Origin of the sequence: Algoriphagus namhaensis (assembly GCF_042649705.1) — a bacterium.
In the GTDB taxonomy this organism is placed as follows: domain Bacteria; phylum Bacteroidota; class Bacteroidia; order Cytophagales; family Cyclobacteriaceae; genus Algoriphagus; species Algoriphagus namhaensis.
In genome coordinates this window covers 660389-682849 of record NZ_JBHRZS010000007.1, presented here as the reverse complement: position 1 = coordinate 682849, position 22461 = coordinate 660389, and the positions used below count along the sequence as shown (strand labels likewise).

General features: G+C 40.9%; 24 protein-coding genes. 12 read left to right on the top strand and 12 right to left on the bottom strand.

The genetic code is table 11. The features are described from left to right. Positions 1-12: 12 nt before the first annotated feature. From ACFOSV_RS11280 to ACFOSV_RS11265, 4 genes are all read right to left on the bottom strand, one after another. Positions 13-969 (bottom strand): ATP-grasp domain-containing protein, encoded by a 957-nt coding sequence (locus ACFOSV_RS11280; protein ID WP_377906119.1) that lies wholly within the window; start codon positions 967-969, stop codon positions 13-15. Positions 970-1008: 39 nt separating this feature from the next. Beyond that, positions 1009-1722 (bottom strand): esterase family protein, encoded by a 714-nt coding sequence (locus ACFOSV_RS11275; RefSeq protein ID WP_377906118.1) that lies wholly within the window; start codon positions 1720-1722, stop codon positions 1009-1011. Between the two features lie 91 nt (positions 1723-1813). Continuing rightward, positions 1814-2230 carry a hypothetical protein gene (locus tag ACFOSV_RS11270; RefSeq protein WP_377906117.1) on the bottom strand — a complete coding sequence of 139 codons (417 nt, stop codon included), beginning with the start codon at positions 2228-2230 and terminating at the stop codon, positions 1814-1816. 257 nt (positions 2231-2487) lie between these two features. Beyond that, positions 2488-3009: a gamma carbonic anhydrase family protein gene (locus ACFOSV_RS11265; protein WP_377906116.1), complete on the bottom strand. Its 522-nt coding sequence runs from the start codon at positions 3007-3009 to the stop codon at positions 2488-2490. A gap of 115 nt (positions 3010-3124) precedes the next feature. Between ACFOSV_RS11265 and ACFOSV_RS11260 the strand changes: the two genes are divergently transcribed. The 8 genes from ACFOSV_RS11260 (at position 3125) to ACFOSV_RS11225 (ending at position 10582) form a co-directional block, all read left to right on the top strand. Next, complete coding sequence (locus ACFOSV_RS11260) at positions 3125-3847, top strand: YceI family protein (protein ID WP_377906115.1); 723 nt, start codon at positions 3125-3127, stop codon at positions 3845-3847. Between the two features lie 96 nt (positions 3848-3943). Continuing rightward, the gene (gene dinB / locus ACFOSV_RS11255; RefSeq protein WP_377906114.1) at positions 3944-5041 is read left to right on the top strand and encodes a DNA polymerase IV; all 1098 of its coding nucleotides are present in this window, start codon (positions 3944-3946) and stop codon (positions 5039-5041) included. A 72-nt stretch (positions 5042-5113) separates the two neighbouring features. Continuing rightward, positions 5114-6592, top strand: coding sequence for a tRNA (N6-isopentenyl adenosine(37)-C2)-methylthiotransferase MiaB (gene miaB / locus ACFOSV_RS11250; protein WP_377906113.1), 1479 nt, complete (start codon positions 5114-5116; stop codon positions 6590-6592). After that, on the top strand, positions 6589-7884 hold the full coding sequence (locus ACFOSV_RS11245; RefSeq protein ID WP_377906112.1) for a sigma-54 interaction domain-containing protein: 1296 nt from the start codon (positions 6589-6591) through the stop codon (positions 7882-7884). Before miaB ends, ACFOSV_RS11245 begins: the two co-directional genes overlap by 4 nt. Next, a complete protein-coding gene (lptE, locus tag ACFOSV_RS11240) occupies positions 7868-8407 on the top strand; it encodes an LPS assembly lipoprotein LptE (protein WP_377906111.1) in 540 nt (179 codons plus the stop codon). The genes ACFOSV_RS11245 and lptE overlap by 17 nt, the downstream gene beginning before the upstream one ends. A gap of 17 nt (positions 8408-8424) precedes the next feature. Continuing rightward, a complete protein-coding gene (locus tag ACFOSV_RS11235) occupies positions 8425-9141 on the top strand; it encodes a hypothetical protein (RefSeq protein WP_377906110.1) in 717 nt (238 codons plus the stop codon). A gap of 11 nt (positions 9142-9152) precedes the next feature. Next, on the top strand, positions 9153-9521 hold the full coding sequence (secG, locus tag ACFOSV_RS11230) for a preprotein translocase subunit SecG (protein ID WP_377906109.1): 369 nt from the start codon (positions 9153-9155) through the stop codon (positions 9519-9521). A gap of 131 nt (positions 9522-9652) precedes the next feature. Next, the gene (locus tag ACFOSV_RS11225) at positions 9653-10582 is read left to right on the top strand and encodes a sterol desaturase family protein (protein WP_377906108.1); all 930 of its coding nucleotides are present in this window, start codon (positions 9653-9655) and stop codon (positions 10580-10582) included. Here ACFOSV_RS11225 and ACFOSV_RS11220 read toward each other — a convergent pair. Next, positions 10579-11298, bottom strand: a complete 720-nt coding sequence (locus ACFOSV_RS11220) for a hypothetical protein (RefSeq protein WP_377906107.1) — start codon at positions 11296-11298, stop codon at positions 10579-10581. The two genes, ACFOSV_RS11225 and ACFOSV_RS11220, sit on opposite strands and share 4 nt — an antisense overlap. A 203-nt stretch (positions 11299-11501) precedes the next feature. Between ACFOSV_RS11220 and ACFOSV_RS11215 the strand changes: the two genes are divergently transcribed. The 3 genes from ACFOSV_RS11215 (at position 11502) to ACFOSV_RS11205 (ending at position 13993) form a co-directional block, all read left to right on the top strand. Continuing rightward, complete coding sequence (locus ACFOSV_RS11215; protein ID WP_377906106.1) at positions 11502-11780, top strand: co-chaperone GroES; 279 nt, start codon at positions 11502-11504, stop codon at positions 11778-11780. A 33-nt stretch (positions 11781-11813) separates the two neighbouring features. Beyond that, positions 11814-13445, top strand: a complete 1632-nt coding sequence (gene groL / locus ACFOSV_RS11210; protein WP_377906105.1) for a chaperonin GroEL — start codon at positions 11814-11816, stop codon at positions 13443-13445. Positions 13446-13600: 155 nt separating this feature from the next. After that, complete coding sequence (locus ACFOSV_RS11205; RefSeq protein ID WP_377906104.1) at positions 13601-13993, top strand: response regulator; 393 nt, start codon at positions 13601-13603, stop codon at positions 13991-13993. Between the two features lie 32 nt (positions 13994-14025). Here ACFOSV_RS11205 and ACFOSV_RS11200 read toward each other — a convergent pair whose 3' ends face one another. The 5 genes from ACFOSV_RS11200 to ACFOSV_RS11180 all read right to left on the bottom strand — a co-directional run bounded on the left by ACFOSV_RS11200 (position 14026) and on the right by ACFOSV_RS11180 (position 18598). Continuing rightward, entirely contained in the window at positions 14026-15108 is a 1083-nt protein-coding gene (locus ACFOSV_RS11200) for a serine hydrolase domain-containing protein (RefSeq protein WP_377906103.1), read from the bottom strand. 21 nt (positions 15109-15129) lie between these two features. Next, a complete protein-coding gene (locus tag ACFOSV_RS11195; RefSeq protein WP_377906102.1) occupies positions 15130-16647 on the bottom strand; it encodes a S10 family peptidase in 1518 nt (505 codons plus the stop codon). A gap of 499 nt (positions 16648-17146) precedes the next feature. Next, positions 17147-17890: a sulfite exporter TauE/SafE family protein gene (locus ACFOSV_RS11190; protein ID WP_377906101.1), complete on the bottom strand. Its 744-nt coding sequence runs from the start codon at positions 17888-17890 to the stop codon at positions 17147-17149. Positions 17891-17935: 45 nt separating this feature from the next. Continuing rightward, a complete protein-coding gene (locus tag ACFOSV_RS11185) occupies positions 17936-18217 on the bottom strand; it encodes a GNAT family N-acetyltransferase (RefSeq protein WP_377906100.1) in 282 nt (93 codons plus the stop codon). Between the two features lie 12 nt (positions 18218-18229). After that, positions 18230-18598: a DUF2116 family Zn-ribbon domain-containing protein gene (locus ACFOSV_RS11180; RefSeq protein ID WP_377906099.1), complete on the bottom strand. Its 369-nt coding sequence runs from the start codon at positions 18596-18598 to the stop codon at positions 18230-18232. 316 nt (positions 18599-18914) lie between these two features. Here ACFOSV_RS11180 and ACFOSV_RS11175 point away from each other — a divergent pair, with 316 nt between their 5' ends. Next, complete coding sequence (locus tag ACFOSV_RS11175) at positions 18915-19289, top strand: single-stranded DNA-binding protein (protein ID WP_377906098.1); 375 nt, start codon at positions 18915-18917, stop codon at positions 19287-19289. 32 nt (positions 19290-19321) lie between these two features. Here ACFOSV_RS11175 and ACFOSV_RS11170 read toward each other — a convergent pair whose 3' ends face one another. Together ACFOSV_RS11170 and ACFOSV_RS11165 are read right to left on the bottom strand one after the other, a co-directional pair. Then, a complete protein-coding gene (locus tag ACFOSV_RS11170) occupies positions 19322-21499 on the bottom strand; it encodes a penicillin acylase family protein (protein ID WP_377906097.1) in 2178 nt (725 codons plus the stop codon). A 64-nt stretch (positions 21500-21563) separates the two neighbouring features. Next, the gene (locus ACFOSV_RS11165; RefSeq protein ID WP_377906096.1) at positions 21564-22454 is read right to left on the bottom strand and encodes an aldo/keto reductase; all 891 of its coding nucleotides are present in this window, start codon (positions 22452-22454) and stop codon (positions 21564-21566) included. Positions 22455-22461: the final 7 nt, after the last annotated feature.

Here is a 22461-nt window from a genome sequence, read left to right as displayed (position 1 = left end):
GTTAATGGATTATTAAAATCTTTTGGCATCCTTGAGGGCATCCTTCATGAAGGTTCCCCAAGTCAAATTGATTTTGCCAGGATTATGAGCCTTTGCATAGCTAATAGCCATTTTTGCAGCTTCCTCTACTACCCAATCAAAATTTTCTTGACCTACAGAATTCACATCTGCATCTGGAGCTGGGTTGCCAAAATCAATCGCATAAGGTACTCCGTCTTTCACGGCAAATTCTACGGTATTAAAGTCATACCCAAGGCCAGTGCAAAGTCGCTTAGTGTAGTCTTTTACGGTGTTCAACAATTTCTTACTAGAAGGAGCACGATCCACAACATAGCGCAAGTGGTGAGGATTTCTTGGCTCATATTCCATAATTCGAACAGCCTTTCCACCTAGACAATAAACTCGGAAATACTCTTCAAACACGATCTCTTCCTGCAAAAGCATCACAAGCTGTCCAGTCTCTGGGTGAGTTCTGAAAAACTCTTCTTTGTTTTCTAGTCTGTAGACATTTTTCCAGCCTCCGCCCGCATAAGGCTTCATGTATGCCGGAAATCCGATGTATTCAAACATTCCATCCCAATCTAGGGGAGCTTTCAAATTTCTAAATGATTTTGCCGTAGTGTCCTGAGGATGCTCAGCTGATGGCAAAAGCACGGTTTTAGGTAAAGGAACTCCAAGCTGATCTGCTAGCCCGTTATTAAAGAACTTATCGTCTGCACTCCACCAAAATGGATTATTAATCACGGCAGTGCCAGTCAATGCTGCATTTTTCAGAAACGCACGATAAAAAGGTACATCCTGTGAAATTCGATCAATGATTACATCGTAGTTGCACAGCTCATTTTGTACCACCTTGTCAATTTGAACGGCTTCTGCTACGATTTTTTTACCGTCAAGCTCGTTTACTCGGTCAATAAAGGCTTGAGGAAATGTATCCTCCATTCCAAAGAGTATTCCTACTTTTTTCATATTCATCCTAAAATATAATGATAGATTTTTTTAAATCAGTTAGTCAAATTTTATTCTTGAAAGGTAATGTGGAAACATTTCTTTCCACACAGGCCAATCATGCTCGCGGTTCTGCCTCACATCCAGCCAATGTGGGAGGCCCTTGGCTTTTAGCACTTCATGAAGTTTAAGATTTGCATCAAAGCAAATATCCCAATTAGATGTACCTAAAACGATGTCCATATTCCACAACTCATAGTCAGTTAGATTTGGAAGAAATTCCAAAGGACTATTATAGAAAACATCATCGTGCTGATACCCATCCATGAAATTACGGATATCAAATGCTCCTGACATACTAAACATATGGCTAACATAACCTGGATGTCTGAAAGCAAAATTTGCCGCATGGTATCCACCAAAACTTCCCCCTGCCATCACCACTTTAGCGACTGGTGTGTTAAATCGAATACGCTCCACGATTTCGTGACAAATCATTTTGTCATAAGCCACATGCTGCTGAATCCGGTCGTGCGGATGGATATTGCGGTTGTAGAAGCTTTGGGCATCATTACTTTCTGGACAAAAAATCTGAATAAGCCCCTGATCAATAAACCATCTCGCTGAATCAACTAAACCCATGTCACGGTTTTCATGAAAAGAACCTTTAGAAGTTGGGAAAACTACGACAGGATACCCAGCATGGCCAAAAACCAACATCTGAACGTCTCGCTGAAGGTGTGGAGAAAACCATTTAAAATACTCCTCTTTCATATTTAGATCGGGTTAGCTAATTCTTTGAATTTGAATAAGTTCGCAAAGGTCGACTTTTCCTTGTCCTTTCCAAAACCCAACCTAAAAATACTTAATGAACTTGCTCCTTTTTCTCTGCAACCCAAAAAATTTTTCTCAGTAACCCTGTAATTATCAAAGTAAAAAGAATCATCACCAGAAGCCACTTCATACTTGTAAGTCCTGATGTCATGAAAGCCAATTCTCTAGAAACCGCTGGAAAAGAACGAATGTGGTACATCATAAAAACATTTTCTACAAAATCGACAGAAGCAATGCCAAGGGTTAAATAATACAAATGTGTCCCTGACCAAAGGTTTTTTAAGATTTTGCAAAAAAGAATTCCATAGACCAATAGGTATGGCATATCCAAAAATAAAATACCCTTAAAATAGTTATCTCTGCCTTGCTCCCCCATTTGACTAAGCGAGTTATAAAGGACCTCAGGGCTATAAAGGAATTTCAAATCCAAAACTAAATCCACTGGCATAGTTTTAGTCAAAAAATAATTGAACGTAAAAAAAAGCAGTACAAGAATCCAAGTAGTCCACTTTTTCCCAAAAAAATCAGAAGCCATTCGCTCTTTGATTAGGTTAAAAACAAAGACCGAAAATACGAAAAATCATCGAATAAATTGAAATAAAAAAGGATAAAAAATACTTTTTTGTCTTTAAAGCGCGATTTATTATATCCAAAATTAGATATAGTTGAAATTGATTCTAATCTCTGAACATCAACTATCGTGTTTCAATCCGAATCAGAGGAGAACCATTTGGAATATTCAGGATAGTTTTTCGCTGTCCTTGCTATTACTTCTTTCATATTTTCTCCGATGTCTTTGACTTTTTTAGCGGGCATGCCGGCGTAAATAGATCCTGCTTCTACAATGGTATTTGCAAGTACAACTGCTCCTGCTGCAATCACAGAACCTGAATGCACAACGGCACCATCCATAACAATGGCCCCCATTCCAATCAGAACATCATCATGAATAGTACATCCATGAACGACGGCATTATGCGCAATCGATACGCGCTTTCCGATGTATGTACCAGCCTTTTGATAAGTGCAGTGGATTACGGCCCCATCTTGAATATTGCTGTCGTCCCCTACCCGGATTTCATGAACATCTCCCCTGATCACTGCATTGAACCATACAGTGCATCGATCGCCTAGGACCACATCACCTACTATGGTGGAGTTTGGAGCCAGCCAATTTTCTTTTCCAAAAACTGGAGACTTCCCTTTTACTGTCATTATTAGCGCCATTTAGCTTTACATTTTTGAGAAAATAAAAATCCAAAAAAAAATATTGAAGCTCGAACTTTTTCAAACATTGTTTGTTTCCATGTATATACAACAAATATTGAAATTATTCAAAACTATGAAGTCATTCAAACAAACCAGCTTATTCGCAGCGGCAGCTTTTTTTACTTTCGCATGCGGTCAACCCACAGAAACTGTGGAAACATCTGAAGCCCAAGAAGTGGCTGAGGCAGAAGGTCAAACTTTAACAATCCAGCCAGAGGCGACTATGATCGCTTGGAGAGGATACAAGCCGACTGGACAGCATTTCGGTAAAATTCCAGCAACCGAAGGAACACTAGTAGTAGAAGGAAATACCTTAGCCGGTGGAACTTTCACCTTCGATATCACTGGATTGAAGATCGAAGATATGGAGGAGACGGATGACAGCTACGGCAAACTTTGGGGCCACTTGCAATCTGCAGACTTCTTCGATGCTGAGAACTATCCTACAGCTACTTTCGAAATTACCGGAGTAGAGCCTTTCACAGGTGATGACCAAATCCAAGATGTGGAGCAGTTCGCTACAGAAAACACTCCATTGGCAGCCTCAGAACTTTCTCCAGAAGCTCCAACCCATTGGATCAGCGGAAACTTAACCATGAGAGGAACTACAAAAAACATTAAGTTTCCAGCAGCAGTGAGTTTAGAAAATGGAAAAGTAATGGCTAAAGCCGGATTTAACATTGACAGAACTGCTTGGGGATTGTCTTATCAAGACGAATCAGCCACTGCAGATAAAGTGAAAGATAGATTCATCTACAACACTGTATCTCTTCAACTTGAAGTAGCTGCAGACTAAAAATTACAACTACCCAATGGAAAGGCGATAATCTAGGTTATCGCTTTTTTTTTACCTCATAATTTTATCTCCAAAGCATTATTTACCTTGCATGGTATGATTCAGGCCTCGGAAATCAGAAAAATCATTCATGTGGATATGGATGCCTTTTATGCTTCGGTGGAGCAATTGGATCAACCTGAATGGAGAGGAAAGCCTCTGGCTGTGGGTGGTAATGCGGAGAGAGGAGTGATAGCCGCAGCAAGTTATGAAGCTCGAAAATATGGAGTGAGATCAGCAATGTCTTCGATTCTTGCAGTGAAAAAGTGTCCACATCTAATTTTTGCCAAGCCAAGATTTGACCGATACAAGGAAATCAGCCTAATCATTCGGGATATTTTTTACGAATACACAGATCTCGTGGAGCCTTTATCTTTGGATGAAGCATTTCTTGATGTCACCGAAAACAAAAAAGACATCAAATCAGCAATTTTAATAGCTCGACAAATTAGAGAAGCCATTAAGGAAGAGACAGGACTTAATGCGTCTGCAGGAGTTTCATACAACAAGTTTTTAGCTAAAACTGCCTCTGACATAAATAAACCCAACGGTCAGGCTGTCATTTTACCCCAAGATGCAGAGGCCTTTTTAGAGAAGCTTCCAATTGAGCGATTTTTTGGAATAGGAAAAGTTACTACCGAAAAAATGAAGGGATTTGGCATTCACTGTGGAGCAGATTTGAAGCAATTTTCACTTCAGTTTCTCACCACAAAATTTGGTAAATCAGGCCTTCATTATTTCAATATCGTTCGAGGAGTCCATCTCTCTGAGGTCCAGCCCAACCGAATCAGAAAATCAATCAGCGCCGAAAATACGTTTGACCAAGATCTGATTTCCCTAGAGGATATGAAAATGGGTCTGCTGCCCATCATCAAGGAGCTAATCAGACGAATCGAAAAAAGTGGAATCAATGGCCGAACCATTACTCTAAAAATCAAGTACAACGACTACAGCGTCCAAACAAGAAGTCGAACGCTCGAACAATACCCAGATAAAAAGCAAATCGAAGAATTAGCCTTTGAGATTCTAAATCAAGAGGAAATCCCAAAACCAGTAAGGCTGCTGGGGCTCGGGCTTTCTAACTTGAATATCACAGAAGAACACGTGCATTTTGGCAAGCAGTTACTTATTCCCTTCGAATCCACAGAAGATTAGAAATTTTTAGATTCTCAAACTGCCATTTTGTCTGTATTTTGTTAATTTCGCATCCACATTGAACCAACTACCATGGATAATTTAATCAAGGATATTGACATACTTCCGGCAGAAGAAGCCCAAGCCTGTGACTTTAAAACCACAGCAGAGGAGTCTACCGGCAAGAGCAAAAAACTATACATCGAAAGTTACGGTTGTCAGATGAATTTTTCTGATTCAGAAATAGTGGCGTCGATCATGAAAGAAAATGGCTTTGACACGACTTCCGATTTCGAAAAAGCAGATGTCATCTTCTTAAATACCTGTTCGATTCGGGACAAGGCTGAGCAAACTGTCCGCAAGCGCTTGAGTCAATTCAATACTGTGAAGAAACTTCGACCAGAAATGACCATTGGTGTACTGGGATGTATGGCGGAGCGTCTAAAAGATCAGCTGCTCGAAGAGGAGAAAATCGTTGACGTGGTAGTGGGGCCGGATGCCTATCGTGATTTACCCAATTTGGTGAGCCAGGCGGAAGAAGGAAATAAAGGGGTAAACACCTTCCTTTCTCGGGAAGAAACTTATGCGGATATCGCTCCAGTTCGATTGAATTCGAATGGCGTGACTGCATTTATCTCTATCATGCGAGGCTGTGACAATATGTGTTCGTTTTGCGTGGTTCCATTCACTCGAGGACGAGAGCGAAGCAGAGACCCCCATTCAATCGTAAAGGAAGCCCAAGAGCTTTTTGAGCAAGGATACAGAGAGGTAACCCTTCTTGGCCAAAACGTGGATAGCTACAAATGGTCTCCTGAGGAAAACAATAAAGCCAGATTGAATAAGCAGGAAGATCAGGTTTCAGAAGTAATCAACTTCGCTCACCTCCTAGAAATGGTGGCTTTAGTGGACCCAAAACTTCGCGTTAGGTTTTCTACATCTCACCCGAAAGACATTACAGATGATGTGCTCTACACTATGAAAAAGTATGACAACATCTGTAAGTACATTCACCTTCCTGTGCAAAGTGGAAATAGCCGAGTGCTAAAACTGATGAATAGAACTTATGATCGCGAATGGTACTTGGAGCGCGTCTCTAAAATCCGTGAAATTTTGGGCGAAAGTTGTGGGATTTCTTCAGATATGATCACCGGATTCTGTACGGAAACCGAAGCGGAGCATGCAGAGACATTGACCATGATGGATATCGTCAAATACGATTTTTCATACATGTTTTATTATTCAGAACGCCCTGGAACTTTGGCCGCTAAGAAGTACGAAGATGACATTCCTTTGGAGACCAAAAAAAGAAGATTGGCTGAAGTGATAGCAAAACAAAGCGAGCTTTCACTTGAAAGAAACAAACTGGATGTTGGCACTACCCAATTGATCTTGATTGAAGGCACTTCCAAGCGTTCTGATCAGCAATTCAAGGGACGTACTTCTGCAAATAAAATGGTCATCGTGCCAGCAGGAGACTTTAAAATTGGAGACTACATCAAAGTCAAAATCACCGACTGTACAGCAGCTACCCTTTTCGGAGAAATCCTTGAAATCAACCCAGTATTAGCATGATCACATCTCAGGAAATACAAAGTGTAAAACAGAGATATGGAATCATTGGCAATAGCCCGCTTCTGAATCATGCCATTGAAGTAGCCATTCAGGCAGCCCCTACGGATATGACTGTATTGATTACAGGCGAAAGTGGAAGTGGTAAGGAGAGTTTTTCCAAAATTATCCATTCAATGAGTCTTCGCAAGCATGGGAAATTCATTGCTATCAACTGCGGAGCAATTCCTGAAGGAACGATAGACTCAGAGCTCTTTGGGCATGAAAAAGGATCTTTTACCGGAGCCCATGAAGCGCGAAAAGGTTATTTCGAAGTCACCAATGGAGGTTCTATTTTCTTAGATGAGATTGGTGAAATGCCACTTGGCACACAGTCACGGTTACTTCGTGTCTTGGAAAATGGAGAATTTATCAAAGTAGGTTCCTCCAAGGTATTAAAAACAGACGTTCGGGTTATTACCGCCACCAATGTGAACTTGATCAAGGCTGTTGAGAAAGGGAAATTCAGAGAAGATCTTTATTATCGTTTAAACACGGTGCCCATCTACGTTCCACCACTTCGTGAAAGAGGAGAAGATATAGTCCTGCTTTTCAGAAAGTTTACTTCAGATTTTTCTGAAAAGTATCAAGTAAAACCGATTTCGCTAGATGAGGATGCGCAGAAACTTTTGATGAGTTATGCCTTCCCTGGAAACATCCGACAACTGAAAAACCTCGCCGAACAGATTTCATTACTTGAGCAAACGCGTGAAGTGGATGCAGCGACTTTATCAAAATATTTACCAGCCGACAGATCTCGATTACCCATGGCCTTAACTGGGAGATCAACGGGAGGAGACTCTTCAGATTTCTCCGAGAGAGATCTCTTGTACAAAGTCCTTTTTGACATGAAAAAGGATATGAACGAGCTGAAAAAACTGGTCCTTGAAAGCTATCAAAGTGGCGGGCTGAATCAAAGTATCATCAATAAGCATCAAGATCTTTTCGAAGATTTAGACAATACCAGCCTGACGAGAAGCGAGCGTGAACCCTCCACTCCTAGTTATCAAGTGCCTTTGGTATTGGATTCAAATAAAAGTAACCCTTCAGACTCTCAGGCCTATGAAGAGGAAGGAATTCAAGACATCATCCATGAGGAAGATGATAATTCACTTTCACTAGAAAAGAAGGAGCGAGAAATGATCTTAAAAGCACTCCGAAAGCATAACAACAAAAGAAAATATGCTGCAGGAGATCTTGGGATTTCGGAGCGAACCCTTTACCGCAAAATCAAGCAGTATGAAATCGATCAATAAGCTGCTTACCGCATATCTTTTCGGGAGTCTATTGGTATTTAGCGGATGCTCGGTTCAATATGGGTTTAGCGGTACCACTATCGACTATGAGCAGGTAAAGACCTTTTCGGTAGAGAATTTCTTTAACGATTCCGGTGGCGGACCCGCTAACATGGAACAACGATTTACGGAATCCTTGAAGGAATTTTACCAACGAAATACTCGTCTTGAATTGACAAGAACAAATGGAGATTTGCAGTTTGCAGGAGCTATTTCCAGATACACGCTCACCCCGCAATCTGCGGTTTCTAGTGGAAATGCTAATGTTCCAGACCGTGCAGGACAAATGAGATTGACGATTGCTATCGAAGTAGAATACATCAACACGACCAATGAAGAAGAAAACTTAAGAAGAACCTTCTCATTTTTTCAGGATTATGACCCAAGATCAGTTACCTTGCTAGATGTAGAAAGTCAATTGGTAGAAGAAATCTTCGAAAACATCTTGCAAGATATTTTCACCGCCACCGTTGCTAATTGGTAAGCTAAAATCAAACTTGAATGAATTCCAATCAATTTTTGGAACTTGCAAAAAGCAAAAAGATCCTCAGTAAAACAGACTATCTTAAAGCCGTCAAGCTGCAAGAATCTTTCCCGTATTTCCTTATCCCTCATATTCTTTCAGCGAAATTTGAGTCAAATAAGTCTACGGGAGCTGAAGCGGCTTCAGTAGGTTTTGCAGCTGTCAACACCTCCGATCGTGCTTGGTTAAAATCAATTTTGTCTGAAGTTTCAAATGACCAAAATGAAGAAGAAGAGACTTCTGACCTCCTTCCTAATTCCAAATCTTCGGATAATCCGAAGTTACGTACCAAGTCATTGCGTGAACTTGACGCAAACATGAAAGGCGTTGCTCCCCCCAAAAAGCCAAGAAGAAGAAGGGCCAAGAATGATGAGTTGATCGAGACAATCAAAAAGAAAGATAAAAAGCCGATCAAAGATGCAAATCTCATTGAGCAGCGTGATTTAATCAAAGCCTTTAGTAAAAAATCAATCAAGCTTGCTGCAATCAAAGAAATAGAGCTGAATCAAAACAAGGAAAATCTTGCTGAAAGTAGTACCGTGGTGAATAATAATCTTATTTCAGAACCACTTGCTAAACTATTAACTCAGCAAGGAAAAGTGGACCAAGCCCGGCAAATTTATGAGAAGCTTTTATTGAAATTCCCAGAGAAAAAGGCTTACTTTGCGGACTTAATTGAAAAACTGAAAGATTAACACCCAACTATATGTTTACTTTATTAATTTCTGTCATCATGATTTTGGCCGTTCTATTGATCCTTGTGATCTTAGGACAAAACTCAAAAGGGGGCGTAGGCGCGGCATTTGGCGGTAGTGCTTCTCAAATCATGGGAGTGACACGTACAGGAAATGTTCTTGAAAAAGCCACTTGGGTCCTTTCAATAGCCATTTTAGTATTATCCTTGGTTTCATCTGCATTTTATACGAGTCCAGAAGCAAACCAATTCTCTTCACCAAATATTGATAACGCCAAACAGCAAGTAGTTGCTCCTGCATTTGGAGACACCGAAAGTTTGCTACCAGCAGAGGAAGGTACTTCTAACGAAATCACTCCTATCGATACTACAGGAAACTAAGACATAAATACCTTAAAGAAAAAACCTGTCTCATGGCAGGTTTTTCTGTTTTTAGGGGTCTTAATCAAAAAATAATTAATAATTTAGAAGCTTAAGTATTAATCATTTTTCTAGTACAATTACCTTCCTTTATGAATTCACCTTATGTCAGCCTTGAGGATCTGAACATTGAATCTTGGCCTAATATTATCCTTTGGGCCGCGCCAGTGATGTTTGCCCTTGTCTTTATCGAATGGGGAGTCAGCTGGTATCAAAAAAAAGATACATACGACAAAAAAGACTTTTTCGCAGCTTCGACCATCGGCTTAGTCAATGTTGGTATTAGCGCTCTGATCAAACTTGCCACTTTCGGTACTGCAGTATTCTTTTACAACCTGGCTCCTTTCAAAATACCAGCCACTTGGTGGTCTTTTATCTTATGCTTTTTTGCCATTGACTTTGCAAGGTATTGGGCACATCGTGTAGCACATGAGCAGCGATTCTGGTGGGCGACACACATCACCCACCACAACTCCAAAAAATACAATCTCAGCGTATCTTTCCGACTAGGCTGGACTCAACATATCAAAATTGTTTTCTTTATTCCCGTTATGCTAATGGGCTTTGATCCGTTTGTCTTTTTTATCTGTCATCAGATTGCGGTGCTTTATCAGTTTTGGATCCACACGGAGTATATTACCAAACTTCCACGACCAATTGAGTTTTTCTTCACCACTCCCTCCCACCATCGAGTGCATCACGCATCCGATGAGCATTATTTAGATAAAAATTACGGCTCCACTTTTATTATTTGGGACCGTATGTTTGGGACTTTTATGCCTGAGGCTGAGCGACCAACTTATGGCATAACAAAGCCGGTAACCTCTTACAATCCCGTATATCTTGTATTTCATGAGTGGGCGGATATTGTAAGGGATCTGGGTCAAGCAAAATCCTTCAGTGAAGGGAGAAGAATTTTGTTTGGAAGGCCGGCTGATGAGGTGATCAAAACCCGAAAAGAGCGCGAAAAAGCCGTGTTAGATAGCTCAAATGAAGAAAAGAAGGAATTACAACCTTCTTAAGTTTCATTAGCCGCCACTGCATTAAGCAATAAGCGCTTACTGATGGGGAGCAGTGTTTCTTCCAGTGGAAAATATTGCTGACTATGAATCCGCCAGGTAGCTGGATTAGGTAACTCTTTAATTTCTCGAATTAACTTAAGCTTGATGTGTTCGAAAGTCTGGGCTAAACTTCTGGTGAAGGTTTGAATCAACCAGAAGCTGATGTTTCTGAACCGATCACCAGCGTATTCCAGAAGACTGGATTTATATCTAAAAACATAAACTTCAGCGTTTGACTCTCTGGTAAGCATCAGATATCCCTCTCTCTTGTAAATGGGTAAAATTCCTACCGGCTCAAATTCGAGTTGATCTTTTACGAATTCGAAAATTTCTATTCCTTCATCGATTTTCTTTTTGATTCTGGGTCGGGCAAACTCTCCAATCTGATTGATTTCCTCCATGATTGCATCATCAGGAACTTTAGAGAAATAGCTTATTTTCCCAGAATTAAAATCCAGGTGGCTGATCGCTTTAGGAAAAAGATTCCGTACTGCATCCTTGCCATTTTTGAGTTCCTCAAGGAGTCGATGATGCTCAATAAGGTCTGCCAAGGGAGGATAGATTTTCAAAGACTGGAAAGACTGGCTGGAAGATTTCAAATAAGCCAGCAATTCATATTTTTTGAATTCAAAATCAATTGTTCCTTCCGTGATCCAATTTTTGGGTAGACTTTTCATAGGCTCGATACTTTGGACAGAATTTAAAAAAACTGCCATAATTCCACAATCAAAAAGAAAATTTGACAGCGAAAAATTGTTAATACTCCTATCCTGACAGAGTAAATCAGTCTATTTGTCAGTGTTTTTTGGTTAAGGTTGATTGGCACAAGAAGTGCTACCTAGCTCATACATTTTAATCTAACCTTAAATAAAAATAATCTATGTCAAACGTTAACATCAAGCCACTAGCAGACCGAGTGTTGGTTCAGCCAGCAGCTGCTGAAGAAAAAACCGCTTCCGGACTATACATCCCGGATACTGCAAAGGAAAAGCCACAAAAGGGCGTTGTCGTTGCTATCGGTAATGGTAAAAAAGATGAACCGTTAACGGTAAAAGTTGGCGACAGTGTTTTGTACGGAAAGTATTCCGGAACTGAACTCAATGTGGAAGGTAAAGACTATCTCATCATGAGAGAAGCCGATATCTTCGCGATCCTGTAAAATTTAACCTAACTAATTTAAAGAATTAAGAAAATGGCCAAACAACTATTTTTCGACACCAGTGCAAGAGACCAATTGAAAAAAGGGGTAGACGCATTGGCGGACGCAGTGAAAGTAACATTGGGTCCTAAAGGAAGAAACGTAATTATTGATAAGAAATTTGGAGCACCTACCATCACTAAAGATGGGGTATCTGTAGCAAAAGAAATTGAGCTTTCAGAGCCTATCGAAAACATGGGTGCACAGCTAGTAAAAGAAGTAGCTTCAAAAACTGCTGACAATGCTGGTGACGGAACCACTACTGCTACTGTACTTGCACAATCTATTTTCAGTGTAGGTATCAAAAACGTAGCTGCTGGTGCCAATCCAATGGACTTGAAGCGCGGAATCGACAAAGCTGTAACCGCAGTAGTAGCTCAACTGAGAGCTGACTCAAAGCAAATCTCCACTTCAAAAGAAATCGCTCAAGTAGCGACTGTATCTGCTAACAATGACGAAGAAATCGGTAACATGATTTCAAACGCCATGGACAAAGTAGGTAAAGATGGTGTAATCACCGTAGAGGAAGCAAAAGGAACAGAAACCGAAGTTAAAACTGTAGAAGGTATGCAGTTTGACAGAGGATACCTTTCTCCATACTTTGTGACTAATACTGAGAAAATGGAGGTTGAACTTGAACAGCCATACATTTTGATCTACGACAAGAAGATTTCTTCAATGAAGGAATTACTTCCAGTTTTAGAGCCAGTAGCTCAGTCAGGTAAGCCACTTGTGATCATCGCTGAAGATGTAGACGGAGAAGCGCTTGCTACTTTGGTTGTCAACAAAATCAGAGGAGCACTGAAAGTAGCTGCCGTAAAAGCACCAGGTTTTGGTGACAGAAGAAAGGCTATGCTTGAGGATATCGCAATCCTAACAGGCGGAACTGTAATCTCTGAAGAAAGAGGTTTCAAGCTTGAAAATGCGACAGTTGATATGCTTGGTAGAGCTGAGAAAATCAACATTGACAAAGACAACACTACTGTAGTAAACGGTGCTGGTGATTCTAACGCAATCAAAGGACGTATTTCTGAAATTAAGGCTCAAATCGAGAAGACAACTTCTGATTACGACCGTGAGAAACTTCAGGAGAGACTTGCCAAACTTTCTGGTGGTGTAGCGATTCTTTATATCGGTGCAGCGACAGAGGTAGAAATGAAAGAGAAGAAAGACCGTGTGGATGATGCCCTTCATGCAACCAGAGCAGCCGTTCAAGAAGGTGTTGTAGTAGGTGGTGGTGTAGCACTAATCAGAGCTGCAGCCGCACTTAATGATCTTAAAGGATCTAATGAAGACCAAGACACTGGTATCAATATTATCCGTCAAGCCATCGAGTCTCCACTTCGTACTATTGTATCAAATGCCGGTGGTGAGCCATCTGTAGTAATCAATAGAATTCGCGAGAAGAAAGGAAACTTTGGATACAATGCTAGAACAGATCAGTATGAAGATCTCTTCAAAGCAGGTGTAATTGACCCAACCAAGGTTACTCGACTTGCACTAGAGAATGCTGCATCCATCGCTGCTTTGCTCCTTACTACTGAATGTGTAGTGGCGGATGAAAAAGAAGAAGGTGGTGCTCCTATGCCTCCAATGGGAGGTGGTGGAATGGGAGGAATGATGTAATTCTTTCTAAACCAAAGTATTAAGAGAAGCCAAAATGGCTTCTCTTTTTTTTTATAGAATTCTATAAAATCTATTTAAAAAAAGGGAGGTAATATTTGTTCCTCCTTGATATAAAATCGTAATTTGATTTGACTTAACATAAATTTTTGCCTTGAATGGCGCACTTTAAAAATATTTTACTAGTAGATGATGATCCGATAAACAATCTCATCAACAAGAGACTGATTTCAAAAGTAAACCTTGGTGAATCAATCGATGAGTTTATTTCTGGAATTTTGGCCTTGGACCATATCACAGAATTATCCCCTGAAGAACCATTGTTAATTCTTCTGGATATAAACATGCCCTTAATGAATGGCTGGGAATTTTTGGATCATTATGCTGAAAAATTTGCAGATCGAAATGATCATATCATTATTTTATCCAGCTCTATAGATTTTTTAGATAGGCTCAAAGCTCAGGAATACCCTATCGTAGGCGGTTTCCTCGAAAAACCGCTCACTATTGAAAAGCTGCGAGAGCAACTTGGGGAGTTTATGGGCGAGTAATTCCCATCCTTCTGATTTATTTTTTCATCAAATCAATTGATTACCCGATTTAACTTTTGCCATAAATCTTGCAGCAAGCGCTGTGGAACTATCGAATCATTGGAATAAGTACCCTGCCGGACTATGACCAAACCCTGAGAAGGAATCACCATGAGCAATTGTCCATTTTTGCCCAAAGCCATAAACATATCTTCCGGTGCAGCAGCAATCATTTTCCCTTTATTTGGCACTTGATTTCCAGGTAATTTAAACACATCGCCTGAATTGAGCCACGTAAGAAATCCATATCCAGGATTATCTTGCTGCGAACTTGAGGTCATGGCTTGCACATACTTTTTATCTAAAATCTGATTTCCTTCCCATTCGCCTTCGTTCATGAGCAGAAGTCCAAACTTGCTCATAGACCGAGCATCGCTAAAGAACACTAGATCACCACCAGTTTCTTGCCAGAAGCCCTTCATCCCAATCTGCGTCGCAAGCCTCTCTTTAAAAAAAGCTGATATGGACTGATTGGTAGCATTTTCTAGGGTATTCATGAGAAGTGTATAAGGTGCATCATGGTATGCCCATCGCTCACCTGCCTTCGCAAAAAACTTCAAAGCTTCTGTTGAGGTATCTCTGGGGTCCTCAATCCGCTCGTCAAGCCCAGTGGACATGGATAATTGATTTAAGATTCGGATTTCCTTTTCTCGCTTCTCGGGCACAGATGACCATGCCTCTCCTAGATATTTTGACGTTCGGTCCTTAATTTTCAAGAAACCATTCTTCTCAGCAATTCCCACGAGAGCAGCAGTCAAAGTCCTGCCGGCATCATCCCAATACCACATGGCTTCTTCATCCATATTGCCCATACCAGTGAGTTTTGCTCCCCAATATTCCTCAACTGCTATTTTTCCATCCTTCACTATCATAAAAGAACGAGTACCTTGGGTAGGCAGCCAAGAAAGCAATTCAGCTAGGGAAGCATTGTCCCACCCCAAGCTGTTTAAAGGTACTTTTTCCCAATCTTGAGAATCAGTTGGAGGAAAATAAGAATTAACTCCTTGAGAAAGGGCTGCGAAAGGAATGCTAAACGTGAGGGCAAGACAAAGAATGAAACCTTTAAACCTCTTCATAAAATAGGAAGATTTTGTCATTTACTTTCTCAGAGTATCTTCAATAAAATTCTTCAAATCATCTCTAAAGAGCTGAGCAGAAGGAAGATCCGTATACATCATGTGGCCCGCCTCATAATAAGTCATAATGATTCGATCCAACGCAGATTGTGGTAAGTCTATGTGTGAAATGGAATGTTCTACCCCATAAAAAACGGTAGCCAAATCATAATATCCGTTCATGATCAAAACTTTGACATTAGGATCTTTGCTAAGTGCTTGAGTCATATCAGGCAGAGTAGTCACAGAAGCATTGGCTCCCCATGCATCGTTGCCTACATGCTTCCAATCCCAATTGAATCCTTCCTTGGCATAGGCAGAGGTAGAGTAGTTCCAATCCTTACTTACGCCAAGAGCCCCGTGGAAATAATCCAAAAATCCCATGGTATAGGCTGGTGAGATAGCATCGCTTTGTGGATCCGTAAATGAATCCATCGACATAGGATCGAGATTCATTCCTTTGTATCGAGAATCCAATCTTCCTACTGTATTTCTTTCTTCACGAAGTAATTCTTGAAAGAATTCTCCTGCATTCATTTTCAGATCTGCACGCAACCAAACCTCGTCATCAATCCCCGTATAAGCCGAGAGCTTCGACGCAATTGAGCTTTTCTCGCTTGTGGTAATTCTATTTCCTTTAAATAAAGCAGGTGCATATTCATTTTCTGTGAACTCCCGAACTTCATCTAGAAAGCTCGGAAGATCTTCTCCTTTTTGTGCGACCTTATCATGGTACCAGGCAGTAGCAGCCATGGTCGGAAGGTAAACTACGTGCGAAATATCCTCATTAGGAGCAAAAAACAGCGTTCTCAAATCAAAAACTGCAGAAACCATAATCACTCCATTCAAAGCATAGCCGCGGCCAAGCAAGTAGTTCATTACCCCGGCATTACGAAATGTACCGTAGCTTTCGCCCAAAATATACTTGGGCGAATTTAACCGATCGTGCTCTTTCAAAAATTGCATGATAAATAAACTCACACTCCGGATATCCTGATCGACACCCCAAAAATCCTTTCCTGTAGCCTCACCAATCGGTACACTTAAACCAGTACCTACTGGATCCATCATCACCACATCTGCCACATCCAAAATCGAAAATTCATTATTTACAATCTCGTAAGGTGCTGCTTGATTATAATTCGGATCATCCACCACAATCCGTTTTGGCCCCATGATGCCCATATGTAGCCAATAAGAGGAAGATCCAGGTCCTCCATTATAAGCAAACACAATCGGTCTATCCTTGCCTGCATTTTCCTTGAAATATGCAGTAAAGCCGAATAAGGCGATTGGCTCATTATTTTCATCTTTGAGCTCCATCGTTCCTGCTTTTGCATTGAGGGCTATAGTTTTCCCATCTATCGTGACAGATTGCTTGCTTTCAAAAACCTCGGCTTTTGGATCTTCTTTAGTTTCATTCTCCTGAGCAATGGCCTCAGGTGAAAATACCACCGCTACAATTAGTGCGAAAAACAGAATAGGTAGATTCTTCTTCATAGTTCAAAATTTATGGTTGGAGTTTTTTATCAGTAAGGAACCAGCGTATTAAAGAATATTTGACAAAAAACATTTAAAACGCAACTGCTCACATCTTTAGAATTATTCGGTTGTTTAGTTTTGGAAGATAGGAAAATCAGCCCAGAATGAAATGATCCAATTAAAATTCTGATCGATGGTTAGCCATTCAACTATAAGTTGTTTTTTTTCTTAACTTATTCCAAAATTGGATATTATAACCGGTGGAGCAAGATTCAGAAGGTATGCAATAAATGCCTCAAAGGAAAATTGTAATCTCAGAAAAATTAGGCCTAAGCGGACTTCTTCTCCAAAGTCAAGAAAAATCGAAGGATCAAACCCGAGTGATCTCAGGGACGCTATTATTCATCAACAATCAAAAAGATCTGAGACCGTCCGGAAAAGCAAAGTGCTTTATTTCCTAATTCTTCTATTGCTCACCTTTTGGATACTAGCATTCTGGCTATTTGGATAGCCGCTATTAGGTGAAAAATATCAAAATCGCACCAACACCTGTAGCTAGAAAAATGAAATTCCTAAAGTGTTTTTCATTGACTCTTTTTAGAATCTTCACTCCAGAAAAGAGACCGATAAATATAAAGGGCACGCTGACCAAACTCACCCATATCGAGTCTAAATTGATCGTCTCCCAACTGAAAATATGGAACGGGACTTTGAAAACATTAATAATCAAAAAGAGCCAAGCCGTAGTTCCAATGAAAGCATTCTTCGGAAGCTTCATGGCCAAAAAGTACAAGTTGGCAAAGGATCCGGCTAAATTTCCTACCATCGTTGTAAAGCCAGCCGTCAGCCCCATCACACCTCCAAAAGCTGCGCTGTCCGGTACTCTCTTGGAAGCACGGTTTTCCCACCATATCATCATGATCAAGGATAATAAAATAATACCCGCCATACTTTTACGAAAGACCTCCTCTGGAACGATATCTCCTACCCAAGTTCCCAACACCACGCCAACAACCATAGCAGGGAGAAGCTTCCACATGTATTTCCATTGGGCATGGCGATGGTAGTAGATCACTGCAAAAATATCACCGACGATAAGCATGGGAAGCAAGATCCCCGTGGATGTTTTAGCCCCGAAGACAAAAACCAAAATGGCAACGATAATTATGCTAATCCCTTTGATCCCGGATTTTGAAAGACCGAGGATAAAGCCGGCAAGGCACAGAAAAGAAAGTTGGGTGAAATTCAGGTCGGATAGCACTGCATGAATTTAGGATTAAAAAGTAAGATCAAAAATCATCAATTCTCAAACCAATACATCTTGCAGATCTGGCCTCTTTTGAAAACTTGCTTTGGCAAAGGGGCAAAGTGGTAAAACTCGGATGTGAGTCACTCGAACTTCCTCTACCAAGGCCTCTAGGAGCTGCATGCCTATCCCCTGTCCTTTCAGGCTTTCGCCAACTTCGGTATGCTCAATAATCATTTTTTCCGAACCAGCCATTACATAGACCATCTCCGCCAATTTCTTCCCATCCTCATCCATATAGAAAGACCCCTTTCTACCATCCGATTGATGCTTTACTTCCATCCCATTTTTTGATTAGCTGTCCTTATCCTTTACTACCAAATACCAATCTCCATCCAAAGGTAAATATCCGTAGTCATAGCAATACACATAGATATTACCCTTTTTGTTTTCGTAAGTATTGGTGAAATATTTAAACTGGAAACCTTGCCTGATCAAACGGTCTTTTGTGGTTTTACCCACCGATTCACCTTCTGGTATCATCCCCCGCAAAATCATTCGATTCTTTTTCAAGGCATTATTTACATTTCGGATCAAATTCGTGCTGATGGCTTTCTGAGAGTTGTTATAGTTATTACGGCATTGATCATCGCAAAACTTTTTATCAACTCGTCCTTTAATGACTTCGCCACAGTTCAAACAAGTTCTTTCTTTGCTTTCCATTGATTTTTTTCTTCAGAAAAAGATACAGTCTTCCCTTCAAAATTCATAGTTATACTACCTGCTTGAAGTAAAAATGGGTCAATTTCTAAAGACCAAAAACCGTTTATCCACTTTTTGAGACATTTTTTTCTGATTTTTCTGAAAAACAAAATAAGCCTAAAATGAACGTATGACACGATTATCCGACAACAAACGACAACAAACGGATACAAATACTTAACTCCCGACTAAATGCTAGCCCATGCTGCAACTTTGGATCATTGGTTTTCGGCAAAAGAAAATCACAAAACAAATTCTAACCTAAAACAATACAATTATGAATGCTTTAAGAAACAGAGTCCAGCTAATCGGTCGTCTTGGAAACAAAGTAGAAGTCAAAAGACTAGACAATGGAAAGTGCGTGGCAAACGTGAGCCTAGCCACGAATGAGGTGTACAAAAATCAAAAAGGAGAGCGCGTGGAAGACACCACCTGGCACAACCTCGTGATCTGGGGCAAGCCCGCAGAAATCCTAGAAAAGTACACCGATAAAGGATCTGAAATAGGTGTTGAAGGTAAGTTAGCCAATCGATCCTATGAGGATAAAGATGGCATTAAACGATACGTGACAGAAGTAGTCGTGAATGAGGTTTTATTGATGGGTGATCGAAAAGAAAAGGCTCAGCAGGCCGAGGCAGATCTACCCTTTTAAAAATAGAAAAGCCGGGATCAACCCGGCTTTTTTTATTTTCTGTCACCTGGATGATATCGTTCTTTCATCCGCTTTTCTACATCTTCCTTGTAGTAGGCCACCTTTTTGAAATTTTTATCGGCATACATTTGTGCTTGATCATCAAAGTGAGGAGAATTAGGGTCTGCACTTTGGCCTCCAGCCAAAATACTTTTAGCTCGGACCTTCTCGCCAAACTCCACTACAGCAACAAAACTATTTCCTCGATAACCGTAGAGTCGCTTCGTAGTCTCGGTAGGTCGTGCACCATAAGCTGCAAGAGCTCCCCAAGTTCCGGACGCAAGTCCTACAGGTACGTAAGGCTGATCATCATCAAAGTTCGCATCAATCGCCCCACTCAATCTTTGAAATCTATTTACTTCTCCCCACGGAATTTGAGCTGACCCAAAATCAGATTCCAATTGATCAATACTTGCGTCGAAGGTTTTGACGAGCAAATCATTAGAAGGTTGGTCGTAGTTTCCCGCTACGGTTGGATGATCAATGAAGCGATTTAAGGACCCTACCGTACGGGCATACATCATCCCATAAAAGTGAGCCAAGGTCATCGCTTTAGAATCTATCGCCGTTTTGAAGTCCCAATCACGAAGAATCTCGATCTCCTCTTTGTTCTCACTTCCAGCAGCATCATATGCTGAAATCAATTCCGGAATCAATGCTGCGAAAGCTGGCAGATAAGGGTCGTAAGCCAAATCCAAGAAGCTGTCAAGAGTTAAACTGCTGGTTTTTTCTAGGACCTGTACCGCATGAATCCCCCTGAAATTCTCACGGTCTGGCGCCATGTAGGTTGGATAATCAGCCATTATAGGCGAAAATTCCCCCGCTGCTGTGAAAGGAGTAGAATTACAGTTTTGAATCCATCCGGTACCTGGATTCAGGATGACTATGCTTTCATCGACTGTATGTAATCCGTTCCAATCAGTTGCTGGATCGCTTCCATCCACAGGTTTACCAAAATCAAATTCTGTACTGCGCTTGGGGATGAAATTACCGTGGAAATAGGCAATATTCCCTTCAGAATCAGCAAATACAGTATTATTGGACGAATTTGTACGAATATCCATCATCTCTCTAAATTCGTCATAGTTTCCAAGCTTGGTACGACTATAGCTTTGGATCAAAGCATTGACTGGATCCCAATTAATCTTTGTTGCCACCCATTTATCCTCGATTTTATGAGTAATCGGACCATGATGTGTTCGGTAAAAGGTAAAGTCTTTGTTTTTCAGTCCTTCATCTGTTTTATAATTTAGGACCACCTCATAAGTCTCCACATTTCGTTGCTCATCTCCATATGCATAGACCAAATTACCATCAGGACCCGTATTTACTTCTTCTACAAATTCATCGATAAAATCAACCTGTGTGGAAGTATGGATCCAGCCTGTCTTCTCATTAAACCCTTGGTAAACAAAAAACTGCCCCCAAGTCACAGCACCATAAGCGTCCAATCCTTCTTCACTGACCACATGCACTTCTGGTCGAAAATAGAAAGAAGTGTGTGGGTTGATCAAAAGCATGGCATTACCAGATTCCGTCATTTCACCATTGACAGCAATTCCGTTTGATCCAGCGGGCTCCTCGAGTACTTCCCATTGGGCAGCTTCCTTTATTTCATCCAAATAAGCCATTGTAGGCTCATTTTCATAAAAAGCCTTAATCCCCCGAGTTGGAATTTGCTCAATATCTCCCCCTATGGAGCCCTCGCTGAAAAACATCGGCATCCAAGGTTCATAGCGGGTAATCACTTGAGGCACAACCTCAGGATGGGTGGCTAGATAGTAATTCACTCCATCTGCAAAAGCCACGCAAAGTTCTTTTAACCAATCCGGAGCCGATTCATAAGCGGCTATGGCCTCAGCTTGGGTCATGTACATATTGGCTCTCAAGTCTGAATAGATTGCCTCCTCCCCTTCCAGCTCAGCCAGTCTTCCTGTGGCCCAGATATAATTCCGCTCCACTCGTCTAAAGTCATCTTCACATTGCGCATATAGCAAGCCGAAAACAGCATCTGCGTCGGATTGACCATAAATATGAGGTACTCCAAAATCGTCGCGGATTATTTCCACTCTTGAAGCCTGAGCCTCCCATTTGGCCATTTCAGAACCGCCGTTTCCTCCGCAGGAGAAGACGAAAGCAGTAAGAATTACGAATAGTAATTTTTTAGTCATAATTATTTTTGTTGGGGTCGTGTAGCAAAGAATAGGAATAATTTTCTGGGATCAAAACCTGAATTTACCGGTGGGAATCATAGAAGTTAACTGGTACTTTTTTTCGGATTTTATTTATAATTTCTGGGGTGACTTGGTCCAAAGACTCATAGCCTAAAAGCGTTTCTTGCAATTGATCCAATGTACGAGCTCCAATTACAGCAGAGGCCACTGCAGGCTTTTGGAGTACAAAACGCTGGGCCAGGGATTCCTTCTTGACCCCTAAACTTTTCAAGTAATCGCAAAATTCCTTCACCTTGTGCTGGGAATAGTTTAGGTACTCCTGTGGAGGTTTATTGATTAAAAGACCTTTGGCATAAATTCCTCGCGCTAACATTTTCATTGAGCCGGATTCTATGGTAGGTAAAATCATTTCCTCCGGCCTTCTATCCAAAAATGAATACTGGCACATCAGAGTAGAAACACCTGAAAATGAAGAAAGCTTTCTAATAACATTAGGCCGAATGCTTGATACACCAAAAGCACGAATTTTCCCTTCTTTCTTTAATTCTGCAAAGGTCTCCATGATCTCATCCCAAGAATCCTCAATGGTGCCCCCATGAAGTTGATACAGATCAATATAATCAGTACCAAGACGCTTAAGACTTTCCTCTAGCCCCATCCGGATATGCTTTGGACTTGCATCCCAATGCCACGATTTTCTATCCGAATTCCAGACATTCCCCACTTTTGTGGCTAGTATTAACTGATTTCTTTTTCCCCTGAGACAATGGGACAGCATGCGCTCCACATCACCCTTTTGGTACAAATCCGCCGTATCTAAAAAGTTGATACCTTTGGCCAGTGCCAAATCAATGATCTGCTCATTCTCTTTCTGATCTAGAGTAAATGACATTGTTCCCAGTCCTATTTCAGAGATGAAAAAACCAGAAAAGGCGAGAGCAATGTACTTCATAAGAGTT

Bases quoted from the DNA above. Each gene is read 5' to 3' on its own strand.
- ACFOSV_RS11280 (WP_377906119.1), bottom strand. From the start codon at position 969: ATGAAAAAAGTAGGAATACTCTTTGGAATGGAGGATACATTTCCTCAA.
- ACFOSV_RS11275 (WP_377906118.1), bottom strand. From the start codon at position 1,722: ATGAAAGAGGAGTATTTTAAATGGTTTTCTCCACACCTTCAGCGAGAC.
- ACFOSV_RS11270 (WP_377906117.1), bottom strand. From the start codon at position 2,230: ATGCCAGTGGATTTAGTTTTGGATTTGAAATTCCTTTATAGCCCTGAG.
- ACFOSV_RS11265 (WP_377906116.1), bottom strand. From the start codon at position 3,009: ATGGCGCTAATAATGACAGTAAAAGGGAAGTCTCCAGTTTTTGGAAAA.
- ACFOSV_RS11260 (WP_377906115.1), top strand. From the start codon at position 3,125: ATGAAGTCATTCAAACAAACCAGCTTATTCGCAGCGGCAGCTTTTTTT.
- dinB (WP_377906114.1), top strand. From the start codon at position 3,944: ATGATTCAGGCCTCGGAAATCAGAAAAATCATTCATGTGGATATGGAT.
- miaB (WP_377906113.1), top strand. From the start codon at position 5,114: ATGGATAATTTAATCAAGGATATTGACATACTTCCGGCAGAAGAAGCC.
- ACFOSV_RS11245 (WP_377906112.1), top strand. From the start codon at position 6,589: ATGATCACATCTCAGGAAATACAAAGTGTAAAACAGAGATATGGAATC.
- lptE (WP_377906111.1), top strand. From the start codon at position 7,868: ATGAAATCGATCAATAAGCTGCTTACCGCATATCTTTTCGGGAGTCTA.
- ACFOSV_RS11235 (WP_377906110.1), top strand. From the start codon at position 8,425: ATGAATTCCAATCAATTTTTGGAACTTGCAAAAAGCAAAAAGATCCTC.
- secG (WP_377906109.1), top strand. From the start codon at position 9,153: ATGTTTACTTTATTAATTTCTGTCATCATGATTTTGGCCGTTCTATTG.
- ACFOSV_RS11225 (WP_377906108.1), top strand. From the start codon at position 9,653: ATGAATTCACCTTATGTCAGCCTTGAGGATCTGAACATTGAATCTTGG.
- ACFOSV_RS11220 (WP_377906107.1), bottom strand. From the start codon at position 11,298: ATGAAAAGTCTACCCAAAAATTGGATCACGGAAGGAACAATTGATTTT.
- ACFOSV_RS11215 (WP_377906106.1), top strand. From the start codon at position 11,502: ATGTCAAACGTTAACATCAAGCCACTAGCAGACCGAGTGTTGGTTCAG.
- groL (WP_377906105.1), top strand. From the start codon at position 11,814: ATGGCCAAACAACTATTTTTCGACACCAGTGCAAGAGACCAATTGAAA.
- ACFOSV_RS11205 (WP_377906104.1), top strand. From the start codon at position 13,601: ATGGCGCACTTTAAAAATATTTTACTAGTAGATGATGATCCGATAAAC.
- ACFOSV_RS11200 (WP_377906103.1), bottom strand. From the start codon at position 15,108: ATGAAGAGGTTTAAAGGTTTCATTCTTTGTCTTGCCCTCACGTTTAGC.
- ACFOSV_RS11195 (WP_377906102.1), bottom strand. From the start codon at position 16,647: ATGAAGAAGAATCTACCTATTCTGTTTTTCGCACTAATTGTAGCGGTG.
- ACFOSV_RS11185 (WP_377906100.1), bottom strand. From the start codon at position 18,217: ATGGAAGTAAAGCATCAATCGGATGGTAGAAAGGGGTCTTTCTATATG.
- ACFOSV_RS11180 (WP_377906099.1), bottom strand. From the start codon at position 18,598: ATGGAAAGCAAAGAAAGAACTTGTTTGAACTGTGGCGAAGTCATTAAA.
- ACFOSV_RS11175 (WP_377906098.1), top strand. From the start codon at position 18,915: ATGAATGCTTTAAGAAACAGAGTCCAGCTAATCGGTCGTCTTGGAAAC.
- ACFOSV_RS11170 (WP_377906097.1), bottom strand. From the start codon at position 21,499: ATGACTAAAAAATTACTATTCGTAATTCTTACTGCTTTCGTCTTCTCC.
- ACFOSV_RS11165 (WP_377906096.1), bottom strand. From the start codon at position 22,454: ATGAAGTACATTGCTCTCGCCTTTTCTGGTTTTTTCATCTCTGAAATA.